Genomic DNA, 14,317 nt, shown 5'->3' on the forward strand with positions numbered 1-14,317 from the left:
ACAAGGAATCTCGCCATTGTCTCGCCAGCGCCGCCGCAGGGCCACCTCATATCGTGCCAGACCATTCGCCGGACGCGCCATCAGGCCCCTTGCCTGTCAGCGTCTTCCACCTCCTGCCGCAGCAGCGCCACCATGGCCTGCGCCGCCAGTGACAACGGCCGCCCGCGCAGCGTGATCAGCCCGATAGGCCGGTGCAGCACGGGCGCCTTGAGCGCGCGCGTCACCACCTCGGGCCTGCGCACCACCTGGGCCGCCAGCTCGGGCAGCGCGCTCACGCCCAGCCCCGCTGCCACCATGGCCGCGATGGTGGCCAGGTGCTCCACCTCGTAGTGGGGTTCAAAGCGGATGCGGTGCGTCAGCAGGGCCTCTTGCGCGTACTGCCGCACGCTGGTGCCTGCGGGCATGGAGATGTGGGGCAGCTCGGCCACATCGGCCCAGGCCACGGCGCCCCGCCCACGGGCCAAGGAATGCGTGCGCGGCAGCAGCAGCACAAACCGGTCGGACACCAGCGGGGTGTAGTCCAGGTCGGCATAGGCGGGGTTGGCGGCGGTGAGAGCAAAGTCCACCCGCCCGGCGCGCACCATGTCAAACGCCGGGCCTGCCAGGCTGTCGATCAGCTCCATCTGCACGCCTGGGTATTGCGCGGCAAACCGGGCAAAGGCCCGTGGCACGGCCCCGGCTGCCAGCGACGGCAGCGCCGCCAGCGCAACGCGGCCCACCTGCAGCTGCGCCACCTCCTGCACGCGGCGCACGGTCTCTTCCATCTGGTGGCGCAGAAAACGCGCCTGCTCGGCAAACACCTCACCCGCCAGCGTGAGCTGCACGGTGCGCGTGGTGCGCTCGAACAGACGCACATCCAGCATCTCCTCCAGCCGCGCCACCGTGCCCGACACCGCCGACTGGGACAGGTGCATCTGCAAAGCCGTGCGCCGAAAGCTCAGCGTCTCGGCCAGCGACAGGAACACATCCACCTCGCGGGCGGACCAATTGATCTTCATAGCCGATCAGTCTATCGAAAAAGACGTCTGGACCGCGCAATGCAGGCTACCTAGACTGCATTGCAAGCAAAAACGCTCAGCGATAAACAGGAGACACGATGGACAACAGTTCGCCTCGCAACGCCCGCACGGTGGTGGTGGGCGGAGGCACCATGGGGGCCGATGTGGCCGTGGTCCTGGCGCGCGGGGGCGCCCACGTCACGGTGGTGGACCCGCACACCGAGCGCCGCAACCGGCTGCTGCCCCAGATCGCCCAGGAGCTGGCCGCCGCAGGCCAAGCCACCCATGCAGGCCCAGTGCAGGTATGCGCCTCGCTGCAGGAGGTGGACTGGACCGGCGTGGTGCTGGTGGTCGAATGCATCACCGAGCAGCTGGCTGCCAAGCAGCAACTGTTTGCCGAGCTGGAAGCCGTAGCGCCCGCCAACGCTGTGCTGGCCAGCAACAGCTCGGGCTTTCCCATTAGCGCCATTGCCCAGGGGCTGGTCACGGCGCAGCGCATGCTGGGCCTGCACTTCTTCATGCCCGCGCACCTGGTGCCGCTGGTGGAGGTGGTGCTGGGCGAGCGCAGCGACCCGGCCCTGGGCACCTGGCTGCACGCCTTCATGCGCGGCTGCGGCAGCGTGCCGGTGCTGGTCAAAAAGGACAAGCCCGGCTTTCTGGCCAACCGCATGCAGCATGCGCTCTCGCGCGAGGCGTTTGCCCTCATCGACGAAGGCATTGCCTCGCCGGAGGACGTGGACGCCGCCGTGCGCTTTGGCTTTGGCTTCCGCTTTCTGGCGGCGGGGCCGGTGCTGCAGCGCGACCATGCGGGCATTGAGGTGCACACCGCCGCCGCGGCCACCATGTACCCAACCCTCTCCAACACCGACATACCCGCCCAGGCCCTGCGCGACAAGGTAGCCCAGGGCCAGCTGGGCATGAAAACGGGCAAGGGATTTTTCGACTGGCCCGAAGACCGCAAACAGGCCGAGCGTGCGCGCTACGACACGTTGCTGCGCCAAGGCCTGGCCCTGCTGGCCAGCGAGCTGCCCACCATCGAGCGCCCTGCCGACACCACCAACACAGGAGATCGTTCATGACCGCATCGCCCGCATCACCTGCTACTGCAAGCCAGTGGGCCGACCCGCTGATCGTGACCGTGGCTCCCAACGGCGCGTACAAACAGCCCGCTGACCACCCAGCCGTGCCCATCACCCCCGCCACGCTGGCGACTACGGCCAAGGCCTGCCTGGATGCGGGCGCGGCCATGCTGCACATGCACATCCGCGATGCGCAGGGGCGCCACAGCCTGGATGTGGAGGGCTACCGCGAGGCCCAGCGCGTGGTGCGCCAGGCCGTGGGCGAAGCCCTGGTCATCCAGATCACCAGCGAAGCCGCAGGCGTGTACCAGGCCCCGGCGCAGATCGCCATGGTGGAGGCGTTGCAGCCTGAGGCCGTCTCCATCGGCCTGCGCGAGGTGGACAAGCCCGAGATTGGCGAAGCCGGACTGCAGCGCTTCTTCACCGGCCTGGCCCAGCGCCACACCATGGTGCAGGTCATCCTGTACGACGTGCCCGACCTGCGGCGCTGGCAGGCCCTGCGCGCCAGTGGCGTGGTGCCGGATGCACCGTGGTTCCTGCTGTTCGTGCTGGGCCGCTACAGCGCGGGCCAGACCTCCAGCCCGCGCGATCTGCTGCCGTTTCTGAACGCCCACGACGGCAATGAGCCCTGGGCGGTATGCGCCTTCGGTGCGGCAGAAAACGCCTGCGTGGCCGCCGCTGCCGTGTATGGCGGCCACGCCCGCGTGGGGTTTGAAAACAACCTGCTGTGCAAGGACGGCAGCGTTGCGCCCGACAACGCCGCACTGGTGCGCCAGGCCGTAGAAGCCGCCAATGCGCTGGGCCGCCCGCTGGCCACCGCCGCCGACATCCGGCAGCGCTTTGGTGCGCCCTGAGAGCCCCCCGTTCACTTCCTCCATCGACATCAACCCGCAGCAGACGGGCCTTATCCACCCCCACAGGAGACAGACATGCACCACCGCCCCATTTCCTCATCCACGGCTCGCACCACCCGCCGCGCCGTGCTGCACGCAGCCCTGGCCATCCCGCTGGCCCTAGGCCTTGCAGGGCAGGCCGCCGCACAGTCGGCCGCTACCGCGTTCCCCAGCAAGACCATCCGCTTTGTAGTGCCCTACCCTCCAGGCGGCCCCACCGACCTGATGGCCCGCATGCTGCAACCCGAGCTGCAAAGCCGCCTGGGCGTGCCCGTGGTGGTGGACAACAAGGGCGGCGCCGGTGGCAACACGGGCAGCGCCGAAGTCGCCAAGCAGGCTCCCGCTGACGGCCACACGCTGCTGCTGGCGGCCAGTGGCCCGATGGCGGTGAACCCCTCGCTTTACGCGAGCATGCCGTTCAACCCGCTGACCGATCTGGCGCCAGTGATCCAGCTCTCTGCCTTTCCGCTGGTGCTGGAGGTGCACCCCTCGCTGGGCGTCAAGACCCTGGCCGAATTTCTGGCCCTGGCCAAGGCGGGCAAGCCGGTGCTCAGCTTTGCGTCGGCCGGCAACGGCACACCGCAGCATCTGGCAGGGGAGCTGTTCAACACCATGGCAGGCGTGAAGATGGGGCACATCCCCTACCGGGGCGCAGGCCCGGCGCTCAACGACCTGATCGGTGGGCAGGTGAACGTGATGTTCGACATCGTCGGCAGCTCGCTGCCCCACATCCAGGCGGGCAAGCTGATCCCGCTGGCCGTTACGTCCAGCGAGCGCGCCAAGGTCCTGCCGAACGTGCCCACGATGGCCGAGGCCGGCATTGCGGGCTACCAGATCACGGGCTGGCACGGCATTGCGGTGCGCGCGGGCACCCCGCAAGCCACCATCGACAAGCTCAATGCCACCGTGAATGCGATCTTCAAGGACCCCGCCTTCCGCACCAAATGGGAAGCCATCGGCACGCCGGTGGTGGCGGGCAACGCCGCCGACTTTGGCGCGCTGATCAAGGCCGACGCGCAGCGCCTGGGCAAGCTGGTGCGCGATGCGGGCGTGACGGTGGATTGAGCCCCGCGCGGCGGGGACATTGACTCAGTAGCCGCGCCCCGGGTTCACCACTCCGGCCACGGCCTCGCCCCGCTCCAGCGCCACCATCTTGCGCGCGATCTGGGCGATGCTTTCCTCACGCAACGTGCGCGCCGAGGTGTGTGGCGTGACGGTGATGCGGGGGTGCGTCCAGAAAGGGTGGCCCGCGGGCAGCGGCTCAGTGCGGAAAACATCCAGCGTGGCGCCCGCCACATGCCCGCTGTCGATCGCGGCCAGCAAATCCCCGTCCACCAGATGCGCTCCGCGCGCCACGTTGATGACGTAGGCGCCGGGCTGCAGCCGGGCCAGCGTGTCCTTATTGATCACGTCGGCGGTGTCGGGCGTGAGGGGCAGCAGATTGACCAGAACGCGGCTTGCGGCCAGAAAATCGTTGAACTGGTCCGCCCCCGCAAACGCGCGCACACCCTCAATGGCCTTGGGGCTGCGGCTCCAGCCGTTGATCGGAAAGTCAAACTGCGCCAGCGCCTTGGCCACGCGCTCACCCAGCACGCCCAGGCCCATCACGCCGATGGGGTAGTCGCTGCGCAGGCGCGGCTTGCGGTAACCCCAGCGCCCGGCGGCCGTGTCGGCCTCGTAGCCGTCCAACTCGCGGAAGTGGCGGATGACCGCATGGCACACATATTCGGCCATCTGCACAGCCATGCCCGCGTCGTCCAGGCGCACCACCAGGGCCTGGGGCGGCAGGCGCAGCTTGAGCAGGGCATCCACCCCCGCACCGATGTTGAACAGGGCCTTGAGCGCGGGCTGCTCGTCCATGAACTGCTGGGGCGGGGCCCAGACGACGGCATAGTCGGCCTGGGGAGCGCCGGGCTGCCACACAGAAATCTCAGCGCCGGGCAGCGCGGCGGAAAAGCCCTGGAGCCAGGGCTCGGGCTTGGCATCGGTACAGCAAAAGGTGATTTTCATGGGCCCCGAGCGTAGCCGCATTGCGCACCCCGCGCTGTCACGCACGGGGTGCCCCGATGGGGCTTACGCCTTCTCAGCCACCACGAGCTTGAGCAGCTCGGCCCCTTCGGTCACCTGGTCGCCGGGGGCATACAGCAGCTCCTGCACCACGCCATCGGCGGGCGCTGCAATCGTGTGCTCCATCTTCATGGCTTCCATCACTGCCAGCGGCTGGCCCTTGGTCACGGCATCGCCCGCCTTCACGGCAAACGACACGACCTTGCCGGGCATGGGGGCCGTCAGGCGCCCGCCTTCGGCCGCCGACTCGCCCGAATGGGCCAGCAGGTCGATGGACGTGATCTGCGTGGCACCCAGCGGAGTGAAGACATGGTCCACCTCGCCCTGCGCATACACGGCAGCGCGCGTACGCTGGCCGGCAAACTGCAGCTCGATGCCGCCGGGAATGGCCGCAAACACCAGCGGACCGGCCACGGCAGCGTCGCCCTCGCCAACGGCGAGATGCAGATTGCCGCCACGCTCGTACGTCAGCCAGGCCTTGGCATGTGCTCCACCAAAATCGAACTCGAACCGTCGCTGCACCACACCATGGGTGTGGAAGCCATCGCGGCGGCTGAACGGGTCGGCGCCTTCGCTGGCACGCTCTTGCAACAGGGTCTGTGCAATGGCGGCAGCCGCAGCCAGCGGCAGACCCACGGGTTCCTGGTGGAACAGCACAGCCTGCTCGCGTTGGATCAGCGCGGTGTCGAGCTGGGCCTGCGCGAATGCCGCCGTCTTCGCCACGCGGCGCAGAAACTGTACGTTGGTGGCCAGGCCCACGATGTGGGTCTGCGCCAGCGCTTCATCGAGCCGCGCCAGCGCCTGCTCGCGCGTGTCGCCGTGCACGATGAGCTTGGCCACCATGGAGTCGTAGAACGGGCTGATTGCATCGCCCTGGCGCACGCCGGAATCAACGCGTACTGCACCTCTTTCAAACGTCACGCATTCCGGCAAGGCGTACACATTCAGCGCGCCGGTGGCGGGCAGGAAGTTGTTGTCGGGGTTCTCGGCGCAGATGCGCGCCTCGATGGCGTGGCCGGTGATGCGCAGGTCTTCCTGCTTCAGCGGCAGCGGTTCGCCCGACGCCACGCGCAGCTGCCACTCCACCAGGTCCAGGCCGGTAATGGCTTCGGTCACGGGGTGCTCCACCTGGAGGCGGGTGTTCATCTCCATGAAGTAGAACTTCATCTGCTCGGGCGCGTCGTAGCCGCCGGGCTGCTCGACGATGAACTCCACCGTGCCCGCACCCACGTAGTTCACGGCACGCGCGGCGGCCACGGCGGCCTCGCCCATGCGAGCACGCAGCTCCGGCGTCATGCCGGGGGCGGGGGCTTCTTCCAGCACCTTCTGGTGGCGGCGCTGCACCGAGCAGTCGCGCTCAAACAGGTACACGCAGTTGCCGTGCGTGTCGCCAAACACCTGGATCTCGATGTGGCGGGGGCGCTGCACGTATTTCTCCACCAGCACCGCATCGTCGCCAAAGCTGTTGATGGCTTCGCGCTTGCACGATTCGAGCGCCGCCGCAAAGTCCTCGGCCTTGTCCACGGCACGCATGCCCTTGCCACCACCACCCGCGCTGGCCTTGATGAGCACGGGGTAGCCAATGCGGTCGGCCTCGCGTTGCAGCAGCGCGGGGTCCTGGTCCGCACCGTGGTAACCCGGCACCAGGGGCACCTGGGCCTGCTCCATCAGGCGCTTGGACTCGGCCTTGAGCCCCATGGCATTGATGGCACTGGCGGGCGGGCCGATGAAGACCAGGCCCGCGTCGGCACAGGCCTTGGCGAAGTCTTCGTTCTCGCTCAGAAAGCCGTAGCCAGGGTGAATGGCCTGCGCGCCCGTGGCCTTGGCGGCTTCAATGATGCGCTCCCAGCGCAGATAGCTGTCCTTGGGCGCGCTGCCGCCAATGTGCACCGCCTCGTCGCAGACGGCCACGTGTTTGGCGTTGGCATCGGCGTCGGAATACACAGCGACGGTCTTCACACCAAGACGACGCGCAGTGGCCGCCACCCGGCAAGCGATCTCTCCGCGATTGGCAATCAGAATTTTTTTGAACATTTAGGCCACCTTGGCAGAACCAGAAAAGAAAGAAGACAAGCGCCGCACCACGGCGCGCAGAAACTTGAACAGCACCACCAGCAACAGCACCGACACGGCCACCATCAGCACCAGCGCGACGCCAAAGGCCACCGGGTGCTGGGTGGCGAGCCAGACCACGGCGATCACCAGGCCATCTTCGAAGAACGACAGCCCCCAGTTGGAGAACGGCTCCGGCGAAGTGTTGGCCGCTGCACGCGTGGTCATCTTGGTGGCCAGCGATGTGGCGGCGAGCGACCCGCCCAGCAGCCCCGCCACCACGCCCATCGTGGCGTTATCGGCACCGAACACGCCTGCAGCCAGCAGCGCGCCCCCCGGCACGCGGATGAACGCGTGCACGGCGTCCCAGGCGCTGTCCACCCACGGCACCTTGTCGGCAAAGAATTCGACCAGCATCAGGCTGCCGGCCACCAGCAGCACCAGCGGGCTTTGCAGCACCTGCAGGCCCGGCGGCAGCGCCAGCCAGCCGAGTGCGCCCATCCCGCCCACGATGAAGACCACGGCATACAGCCGAAACCCGCTCGCCCACCCCAGCGCGGCCGCCAGGGCCAGGAGGCCGGGCATGTCGAGCTGCGCCGTGGCGTTGGCCGCCGCATCGCCCACAGCGCGCGCCGTGCCGCCATCCACATGCAGCCCCAGCGTGTGGAGCCACTGCACGATGTTGAACCAGAGGGTGTCCATGGTCTGCTTGTACCGATCAGCCCAACCAGGCGGGTTTGCGCTTGTTGAGGAACGACTGCACGCCTTCCTTGCCCTCGTCGCTGGCGCGGATGTCGGCGATGCCCTGCACGGTGGCGGCAATCAGCCCGGCGTTGATCTCGCGCTCGGCCACATCCATCACCAGCTTCTTGCACACGCGCACGGCGTTGGGACTGGCGGCGGTCAGGGCCTTGAGCAGTTCGTCCACTTTGGCATCGAGCTGATCAGCAGCCACCACCTCGTGCACAAAGCCGATGCGCAGCGCCTCGGCCGCGCCAAATCGCTCGGCCGTCAGAAAGTAACGGTGCGCAGCGCGCGCACCCATGGCACGGATCACATAAGGACTGATGGTGGCGGGGATGAGCCCCAACTTCACTTCGCTGAGGCAGAAGCCCGCCGTGTCCACTGCCACGGCCATGTCGCACGCGGCCACCAGGCCCATGCCCCCGGCGTACACGTCGCCCTGCACGCGGGCAATCGTAGGCTTGGGGCATTCATAAATCACGCGCAACATCTCGGCCAGCTTGCCCGCGTCGGCGATGTTTTCATCGCGCGTGTAGTCGGCCATTCGGCGCATCCAGTTGAGGTTGGCACCGGCGCAAAAGGCCGGTCCTTCGGCCGCCAGCACCACGACGCGCACATCGGCGCGCCCACCCACATCGATGAAGGCGGCGGTGATCTCGGCAATGACTTCGTCGCTGAACGCGTTGCGAATCTCCGGCTGCGTGAGCGTGATGCGCGCCACGGCGCCGGTCTGGGTGATGGAAAGGTTCTGGCTGCTCATGGCTTGGACGGGTTTTGCAGAAAGTAGACAAGGTCCAGCTCGGGGCACGGCTGGCCCAGCGCGGTCAATGCCGCAGTGATCTGGCCCCGGTGGTGTGTGCCGTGGTTGAACACATGCGCCAACGTGGCGGCAAAAGGCAGCGATGCCGCCGTGCCGCGCATGGTGGTGTAGTCGAGCGTGCCGGTCCAGCGCTCGGGCGAGAACGACGCAATCAGCGGCACCCAACGGTCCGCGCCTTCGCGCAGGCGGGCATCGAGCTGCGCGCGGTCACTCTCCAGCTCGGCGTCCAGCGCCACCTTGGGCGAGATGCCTTCGGCAAAGCGCACAAACCATAAATGGTGCTCGCCCACCAGCAGGTGGTTGAGCGTGCCGTGGACGCTTTTGAAGAACAGGCCTACGTCGCGCCGGTAGGCCTCCTCCGGCAGCGCCCGCACGCCATCGAGCACGCGCGCCGTGGCCCACACGTTGTAGCGTGCCAGCTGGGTGAAGTGGTCAACAGCGTCCATCGCAGCTCTCGGTTCCGGCTTTGGTGGGGTTACATCCGGAACAGGCCGAACTTGGTGTCTTCAATGGGCGCGTTGCGCGTGGCGGCCAGGCCCAGCGCCAGCACGCGGCGGGTGTCGGCGGGGTCGATCACGCCGTCGTCCCAAAGGCGGGCAGTAGCGTAGTAGGGGTGGCCCTGGTCTTCGTACTGGCGGCGGATGGGGGCCTTGAAGGCTTCTTCTTCCTCCATGCTCCACTGCCCGCCCTTGGCCTCGATGCCGTCGCGCTTCACCGTGGCCAGCACGCCAGCGGCCTGCTCGCCGCCCATGACGCTGATGCGCGCGTTGGGCCACATCCACAGGAAGCGGGGGCTGTACGCGCGGCCGCACATGCCGTAGTTGCCCGCGCCAAAGCTGCCGCCAATGATGATGGTGAACTTGGGAACGCTCGCCGTGGCCACGGCCGTGACCATCTTGGCACCGTTGCGGGCAATGCCTTCGTTTTCGTACTTGCGGCCGACCATGAAGCCGGTGATGTTCTGCAGGAACACGAGCGGAATCTTGCGCTGGCAGCACAGCTCGATGAAGTGCGCGCCCTTCAGGGCCGACTCGCTGAACAAGATGCCGTTGTTGGCGATGATGCCGACCATCATCCCCTCGATGCGTGCAAAGCCGCAAACCAGCGTGGTGCCGTAGCGCGCCTTGAACTCGTCGAACTCGCTGCCATCCACGATGCGGGCAATGATCTCGCGCACATCAAAGGGCTTGCGCGTGTCCACAGGGATCACGCCGTAGAGTTCTTCTGCTGCAAATTTAGGAGCTACCTGCGCTTGATCTGCGGGCGCTAGAGGCTTGTTCTTATTCAAATTTCGCACCGCATTGCGTGCCAGCTGCAGTGCGTGCAGATCGTTCTGCGCGAGGTGGTCGGCCACGCCCGACAGGCGCGTGTGCACATCGCCACCGCCCAGGTCTTCGGCGCTCACCACCTCGCCCGTGGCGGCTTTGACCAACGGCGGGCCACCCAAAAAGATGGTGCCCTGGTTCTTGACGATGATGGACTCGTCGCTCATCGCGGGAACGTAGGCGCCGCCCGCCGTGCACGAGCCCATGACCACGGCGATCTGGCTGATGCCCATGGCGCTCATGTTGGCCTGGTTGAAGAAGATGCGGCCGAAGTGGTCGCGGTCGGGGAACACCTCGTCCTGGTTGGGCAGGTTGGCGCCGCCGGAGTCCACCAGGTAGATGCAGGGCAAGTGGTTCTGCTGCGCCACCTCTTGGGCACGCAGGTGCTTCTTGACGGTGAGCGGGTAGTAGGTGCCGCCCTTCACCGTGGCGTCGTTGCACACGATCATGCAGTCCACGCCACTCACGCGGCCAATGCCGGCGATGAGCCCCGCGCAGGGTGCGTCGTTGTTGTACATGTTCAGCGCAGCCAGCGGCGCGAGTTCGAGGAACGGCGTACCGGGGTCCAGCAGCATTTGCACGCGCTCACGCGGCAGCAGCTTGCCGCGTGCGGTGTGCTTGGCACGCGCGGCTTCGCCGCCGCCCTGGGCCACCTTGTCGAGCTGGGCGCGCAGGTCGTCGACCAGCGTACGCATGGCGGCGGCATTGGCCAGAAAGTCCGCCGAGCGGGCGTTGAGTTGGGTGTCGAGAATGGTCATACGGTCTTGCTCTTTCAAGCGGTTTTCTGTTCTTCCAGACCCAGCTGGTCCTTCATCTCGTCGCGGATCTTGAACTTCTGGATCTTGCCCGTCACCGTCATCGGAAAGCTGGTGACAAAGCGGATGTAGCGCGGCACCTTGTAGTGCGCGATCTGGCCCTTGCAGAAGGCGCGGATGTCGTCTTCGGTCGGCTGGGTGCCGGGCTTGGCGATGATCCAAGCGCAGAGTTCTTCGCCGTACTTCTGGTCGGGCACGCCCACCACCTGCACGTCCTGCACCTGCGGGTGGCGGTACAAAAACTCTTCAATCTCGCGCGGGTAGATGTTCTCGCCGCCGCGGATCACCATGTCTTTGATGCGGCCCACGATGTTCACGTAGCCCTCGGCGTCCATGGTGGCCAGGTCGCCGGTGTGCATCCAGCCACCTTCGTCAATCGCCTCGCGGGTCTTGGCTTTGTCGCCCCAGTAGCCGTGCATGACGGAGTAGCCCTTGGTGCAGAACTCGCCGCGCTGGCCGATGGGCACCACCGCGCCGGTGTCCGGGTCCACGATCTTCACCTCCAGGTGCGGCTGTACCTGGCCCACGGTCGATACGCGCTTGTCCAGAGGCGTGTCGGTGCTGCTTTGGCAGCTCACGGGGCTGGTCTCGGTCATGCCGTAGGCGATGGTGATCTCGCGCAGGTTCATCTGCTCCACCACGCGCTTCATCACCTCGGTGGGGCAAGGCGAGCCGGCCATGATGCCGGTGCGCAGGGTGCTCAAGTTGAACTCGGCAAAACGCGGGTGGTCCAGCTCGGCAATGAACATGGTGGGCACGCCATGCAGGCCGGTGCAGCGCTCGTCCTGCACCGTCTGCAGCACGGTGATCGGGTCGAATCCGTCGTTGGGGTACACGATGGTGGCGCCATGCGTGAGGCACGCCAGGTTGCCCAGCACCATGCCAAAGCAGTGGTACAGCGGCACGGGGATGCACAGCCGGTCTTCGGGCGTGAGCTTCATGCACTCGCCGATGAAGAAGCCGTTGTTCAGGATGTTGCGGTGCGTGAGCGTGGCCCCCTTGGGAAAGCCCGTGGTGCCGCTGGTGAACTGGATGTTGATGGGGTCGGTGGCCTTCAGCGTCGCTGCGATGTGCGCCAGGCGCGGGTCGGCCGCGTTGCCGCGTGCCAGCAGGTCCGAAAACCGCAGCAGGCCGGGCTCGTCGGCGCCCTGCCCCGCCTCATCGATCCACACTACGGTGTTCAGGTGGGGCAGCTTCACGGAGCCCAGCTGGCCCGGCAGCTGGTGGTGCCACTCGGGCGCCAGCTCGCGCAGCATGCCCAGGTAGTCGCTGGTCTTGAAGCGCGCCATGGTCACCAGCAGCTTGCAGCCCACCTTGTTGAGCGCGTATTCCACCTCGGACGTGCGGTAGGCCGGGTTGATGTTGACCAGCACCAGGCCCATCTGCGCGGTGGCCAGCTGCATCAGCACCCATTCGGCGTTGTTGTGCGACCAGATGCCCACGCGGTCGCCGGGGGTGAGCCCCAGGCCCAGCAGCGCGCTGGCCAGGCGGTGGGCTTCGGTCTGCAACTGGGCGTAGGTGTAGCAGCGGCCCTGGTGCACGCTGACCAGCGCCTCGCGCTCGGGCTGGCGTGCCACCATGTCGGCAAAGAAGGCGCCGATGGTCTGCTCGATCAGGGGAACATCGGTAGCGCCACGGGCGTAGCTGTCTACCAGCGGTGCGGATTGTGTTGCGGCTGCAGTCGTCACGGGTTTGTCTCCTCGGTCATCCGGCCAGCGCGGGCAGAGCGCGCAGGGCGAGCCATTCGAAAGCATAGGCAAGCATAGAAGCCCACGGCCCGGCCGGGTTGCCACAATGGTTGCAAATCGTGCCACGGCTGGCACACTCTGTAACGTGAAACCACCTGCCCCACCCGCCCACCGCCTGCCTGCTTCCGCCACAGCCCCCGCCGCTACGCCCATCGCACCGGCGGCCACGCCCATCGCCTTCGTGCGCGCCATTGTTCTGGCCTACGAACGGCGCGGCATGAGCCCCGAACGCGCCCTGGCCCAGGCACAGATTGCGCCGCAGCTGCTGCAAGACGACAGCGCCCGCATCACCGCCTGGCAGATGGAACAGATCTCCGACGCCGCCATGCAGGAGCTGGACGACGAGGCCCTGGGCTGGTTCAGCCGCCGCCTGCCCTGGGGCAGCTACGGCATGCTGGCGCGAGCATCCATCAGCTCACCCACGCTGCAGGTGGCCCTGGCCCGCTGGTGCCGCCACCACGGCCTGCTGGCGGACGACATTGCGCTGCACCTCACCACCACCGGCGACACTGCCACCCTGGCCATCACCGAGGCGCGCGACCTGGGCGCGCTGCGCGAGTTCTGCCTGGTGTCGGTGCTGCGCAATGCCCACGGCCTGGCCTGCTGGATGGTGGACTCGCGCATCCCCCTCATCGCCGCCGAATTTGCGTTTGATGCCCCGCCGCACGCCGATGCGTATGCCGTGCTGTTCCGGGGCCCCGTCACCTTCCACGCGCCGAGCACGGCCATCCACTTCGACGCCCGCTACCTGCACCTGCCCCTGCGCCGCGACGAGCAGGCCCTGCGCCAGATGCTGCAGCACGCCCTGCCCCTGACCGTGCTGCACTACCGCCGCGACCGCCTGCTGGTGCAACGCGTGCGCCAACTGCTGGCCGCCCCCCTGCCGGGCCAGCCCGCCCACGCCCTGCCCCAGCACAGCGCCGAATCCCTGGCCGCGCTGCTGCACGTATCGCCGCGCACGCTGCACCGGCAGTTGAAGGAAGAAGATGCCACGCTTCAGGGCCTGAAAGACGAGGTGCGCCGCACCCGCGCGGTGGAGCTGCTGCACCGCACGCAGCGCCCTATCAAGCAGGTGGCGGAGGCGGCGGGGTTTGAGAACGAGAAGAGTTTTATCCGGGCGTTTCGCGGGTGGACGGGGCAGTCGCCGGCGGAGTTTCGGAGGGCGCAAGCGACAATTCCGTGATGACCGAATCCCGCAATCACCACTTTGTCCCGCAGGGCTATCTGCGTGGCTTCGGATGGAAGCGAGGGAAACATCACATGGTGATAGTCCACGACTTCAAAGAGCAGAAGACCTACGAAGCCAACACTCGCAACGTCTGTGCTCAACGTGACTTTATGCGCTTTGATTTCAATGACCGCGCGCCAGACTGGCTTGAGAATGAGCTTGGAAAACTCGAATCGAACGCCGTTACTGCAATACGGGACGTCGCCTCGTCAGGCGACTTTCGTGGCGGCAATAGAAATCACATACTCAACTTGATGGCCGTGCTCGCAGTTCGCTCACCAGAGCAACGCGAGAGCATGCGTGACTTTCACGCGCGGGTGGCAGAGCGCATGTTGGATTTGCTGCTGGAGAACAAGGAAGACTGGGAAAAGCACAAAAGGGATATGGAGCAGGAAACCGTTACTCATTTTGGGCGGCTTCGTGGGCCACTTCAGATGGCCCCACCTTGCATTCGACTGCTTGCGACCAAATGCGTGCCGTCAAGACATTCCCTCAGTTGCCCGATTGAGGCTGATTGCCGTCACTCGATTCTGTAATATGGAGGTCGG

Annotated in this window: 13 protein-coding genes; 5 read left to right on the forward strand and 8 right to left on the reverse strand. The window is 66.7% G+C overall.

The genetic code is table 11. The features are described from left to right. Positions 1-80 precede the first annotated feature (80 nt). A complete protein-coding gene (locus tag C380_RS20450; RefSeq protein WP_015015752.1) occupies positions 81-998 on the reverse strand; it encodes a LysR family transcriptional regulator in 918 nt (305 codons plus the stop codon). Positions 999-1,096: 98 nt separating this feature from the next. Between C380_RS20450 and C380_RS20455 the strand changes: the two genes are divergently transcribed. The 3 genes from C380_RS20455 to C380_RS20465 all read left to right on the forward strand — a co-directional run bounded on the left by C380_RS20455 (position 1,097) and on the right by C380_RS20465 (position 4,035). Continuing rightward, on the forward strand, positions 1,097-2,077 hold the full coding sequence (locus C380_RS20455; RefSeq protein ID WP_015015753.1) for a 3-hydroxyacyl-CoA dehydrogenase family protein: 981 nt from the start codon (positions 1,097-1,099) through the stop codon (positions 2,075-2,077). Next, positions 2,074-2,931, forward strand: coding sequence for a 3-keto-5-aminohexanoate cleavage protein (locus C380_RS20460; protein ID WP_015015754.1), 858 nt, complete (start codon positions 2,074-2,076; stop codon positions 2,929-2,931). The genes C380_RS20455 and C380_RS20460 overlap by 4 nt, the downstream gene beginning before the upstream one ends. Positions 2,932-3,006: 75 nt before the next feature. Further along, the gene (locus tag C380_RS20465) at positions 3,007-4,035 is read left to right on the forward strand and encodes a tripartite tricarboxylate transporter substrate binding protein (RefSeq protein ID WP_015015755.1); all 1,029 of its coding nucleotides are present in this window, start codon (positions 3,007-3,009) and stop codon (positions 4,033-4,035) included. Between the two features lie 24 nt (positions 4,036-4,059). Here the strand turns inward: C380_RS20465 and C380_RS20470 are convergent, their stop codons facing one another. The 7 genes from C380_RS20470 to C380_RS20500 form a co-directional block, all read right to left on the reverse strand. Continuing rightward, positions 4,060-4,980 carry a glyoxylate/hydroxypyruvate reductase A gene (locus tag C380_RS20470; RefSeq protein ID WP_015015756.1) on the reverse strand — a complete coding sequence of 307 codons (921 nt, stop codon included), beginning with the start codon at positions 4,978-4,980 and terminating at the stop codon, positions 4,060-4,062. Between the two features lie 63 nt (positions 4,981-5,043). Next, positions 5,044-7,071, reverse strand: coding sequence for an acetyl-CoA carboxylase biotin carboxylase subunit (locus tag C380_RS20475; protein ID WP_015015757.1), 2,028 nt, complete (start codon positions 7,069-7,071; stop codon positions 5,044-5,046). Next, positions 7,072-7,791: a DUF4126 domain-containing protein gene (locus C380_RS20480; protein WP_015015758.1), complete on the reverse strand. Its 720-nt coding sequence runs from the start codon at positions 7,789-7,791 to the stop codon at positions 7,072-7,074. 16 nt (positions 7,792-7,807) lie between these two features. After that, positions 7,808-8,593, reverse strand: coding sequence for an enoyl-CoA hydratase/isomerase family protein (locus C380_RS20485; RefSeq protein WP_015015759.1), 786 nt, complete (start codon positions 8,591-8,593; stop codon positions 7,808-7,810). Beyond that, on the reverse strand, positions 8,590-9,099 hold the full coding sequence (locus tag C380_RS20490) for a DinB family protein (RefSeq protein ID WP_015015760.1): 510 nt from the start codon (positions 9,097-9,099) through the stop codon (positions 8,590-8,592). Before C380_RS20490 ends, C380_RS20485 begins: the two co-directional genes overlap by 4 nt. A gap of 29 nt (positions 9,100-9,128) precedes the next feature. After that, positions 9,129-10,736 (reverse strand): carboxyl transferase domain-containing protein, encoded by a 1,608-nt coding sequence (locus tag C380_RS20495; protein WP_015015761.1) that lies wholly within the window; start codon positions 10,734-10,736, stop codon positions 9,129-9,131. 14 nt (positions 10,737-10,750) lie between these two features. Beyond that, positions 10,751-12,481 (reverse strand): AMP-binding protein, encoded by a 1,731-nt coding sequence (locus C380_RS20500; protein ID WP_015015762.1) that lies wholly within the window; start codon positions 12,479-12,481, stop codon positions 10,751-10,753. 106 nt (positions 12,482-12,587) lie between these two features. On the opposite strand from C380_RS20500, the gene C380_RS20505 reads away from it, so the two are divergent. Beyond that, positions 12,588-13,724, forward strand: coding sequence for an AraC family transcriptional regulator (locus C380_RS20505; RefSeq protein WP_015015763.1), 1,137 nt, complete (start codon positions 12,588-12,590; stop codon positions 13,722-13,724). After that, on the forward strand, positions 13,724-14,305 hold the full coding sequence (locus tag C380_RS20510) for a DUF4238 domain-containing protein (RefSeq protein WP_015015764.1): 582 nt from the start codon (positions 13,724-13,726) through the stop codon (positions 14,303-14,305). Before C380_RS20505 ends, C380_RS20510 begins: the two co-directional genes overlap by 1 nt. The last annotated feature ends 12 nt before the right edge of the window (positions 14,306-14,317 follow it).

Source organism: Acidovorax sp. KKS102 (genome assembly GCF_000302535.1).
GTDB lineage: Bacteria > Pseudomonadota > Gammaproteobacteria > Burkholderiales > Burkholderiaceae_C > Acidovorax.

What these genes read in the sequence shown, in the direction of transcription:
- C380_RS20450 (WP_015015752.1), bottom strand. Translation starts at nt 998, where the DNA reads ATGAAGATCAATTGGTCCGCCCGCGAGGTGGATGTGTTCCTGTCGCTG.
- C380_RS20490 (WP_015015760.1), bottom strand. Translation starts at nt 9,099, where the DNA reads ATGGACGCTGTTGACCACTTCACCCAGCTGGCACGCTACAACGTGTGG.
- C380_RS20485 (WP_015015759.1), bottom strand. Translation starts at nt 8,593, where the DNA reads ATGAGCAGCCAGAACCTTTCCATCACCCAGACCGGCGCCGTGGCGCGC.
- C380_RS20495 (WP_015015761.1), bottom strand. Translation starts at nt 10,736, where the DNA reads ATGACCATTCTCGACACCCAACTCAACGCCCGCTCGGCGGACTTTCTG.
- C380_RS20460 (WP_015015754.1), top strand. Translation starts at nt 2,074, where the DNA reads ATGACCGCATCGCCCGCATCACCTGCTACTGCAAGCCAGTGGGCCGAC.
- C380_RS20475 (WP_015015757.1), bottom strand. Translation starts at nt 7,071, where the DNA reads ATGTTCAAAAAAATTCTGATTGCCAATCGCGGAGAGATCGCTTGCCGG.
- C380_RS20480 (WP_015015758.1), bottom strand. Translation starts at nt 7,791, where the DNA reads ATGGACACCCTCTGGTTCAACATCGTGCAGTGGCTCCACACGCTGGGG.
- C380_RS20505 (WP_015015763.1), top strand. Translation starts at nt 12,588, where the DNA reads ATGGTTGCAAATCGTGCCACGGCTGGCACACTCTGTAACGTGAAACCA.
- C380_RS20465 (WP_015015755.1), top strand. Translation starts at nt 3,007, where the DNA reads ATGCACCACCGCCCCATTTCCTCATCCACGGCTCGCACCACCCGCCGC.
- C380_RS20470 (WP_015015756.1), bottom strand. Translation starts at nt 4,980, where the DNA reads ATGAAAATCACCTTTTGCTGTACCGATGCCAAGCCCGAGCCCTGGCTC.
- C380_RS20455 (WP_015015753.1), top strand. Translation starts at nt 1,097, where the DNA reads ATGGACAACAGTTCGCCTCGCAACGCCCGCACGGTGGTGGTGGGCGGA.
- C380_RS20510 (WP_015015764.1), top strand. Translation starts at nt 13,724, where the DNA reads ATGACCGAATCCCGCAATCACCACTTTGTCCCGCAGGGCTATCTGCGT.